The organism is Campylobacter sp. 2457A, assembly GCF_020135895.1.
GTDB lineage: Bacteria > Campylobacterota > Campylobacteria > Campylobacterales > Campylobacteraceae > Campylobacter_D > Campylobacter_D taeniopygiae.
The window spans coordinates 1-621 of the sequence record NZ_JACHTO010000082.1; the positions used below are offsets into that span (position 1 = coordinate 1).

Here is a 621-nt window from a genome sequence, read left to right on the forward strand (position 1 = left end):
CTTAAGCAACTTAATCTTGATGCAACTTTACATTTGATCCAAGATGAAGAAGATATTGATGGTAAATATATTAAAAGTTTGGAACATGGTATGAGATTAAACAATAGAGCTTTATTTGAAAAAGAACTTCCTTTAATGCTTGAAAAATTAAAAGATAAAAAATCGCCTATGAAAGAAAATTCTATTTCTTATCCTTGCAAAAACAAAGTTTTCAAATTTAAAGATGAAGGGGATAAATTTAAGCTTGAAATTACTTAAAAGATAAAAATTTCTTGCGTAACTCTTTTAAATTTTTAACTTGTTTGAAATAAATTCAAACAAGTTAATCTTTCATGGCAAGTTCTAACATTTGCTTAATGCTTGAAAAACTTTCAAAATACATAGGTCGCATAAAATCAGAATCTAAAGTTTTATTATAATATTTTTCTATCTCATTGATTAAATTCATTACATCTAAGCTATCGATGATATTATCACTAACCAAATTTTGCATATTCTCATCAATATCAGCTCTGCCTATATTAATAAAAAACTGTTTAATCTCTTCCATTTTCTCTCCTTAAAGTTCTTTATAATAATTTCTATCAATCTTACCATTTTGATTGAGTTTAAAACTATCTA

Annotated in this window: 2 protein-coding genes; one reads left to right on the top strand and one right to left on the bottom strand. The window is 24.8% G+C overall.

What is annotated here, in order from left to right:
* Positions 1-258, top strand: a 258-nt coding sequence (locus tag H2280_RS08420) for a DUF2920 family protein (RefSeq protein WP_337216256.1), incomplete at its 5' end; no start/stop codon positions are given.
* Between the two features lie 64 nt (positions 259-322).
* Here H2280_RS08420 and H2280_RS08425 read toward each other — a convergent pair.
* Positions 323-550 carry an acyl carrier protein gene (locus tag H2280_RS08425; protein WP_337216257.1) on the bottom strand — a complete coding sequence of 76 codons (228 nt, stop codon included), beginning with the start codon at positions 548-550 and terminating at the stop codon, positions 323-325.
* Positions 551-621: the final 71 nt, after the last annotated feature.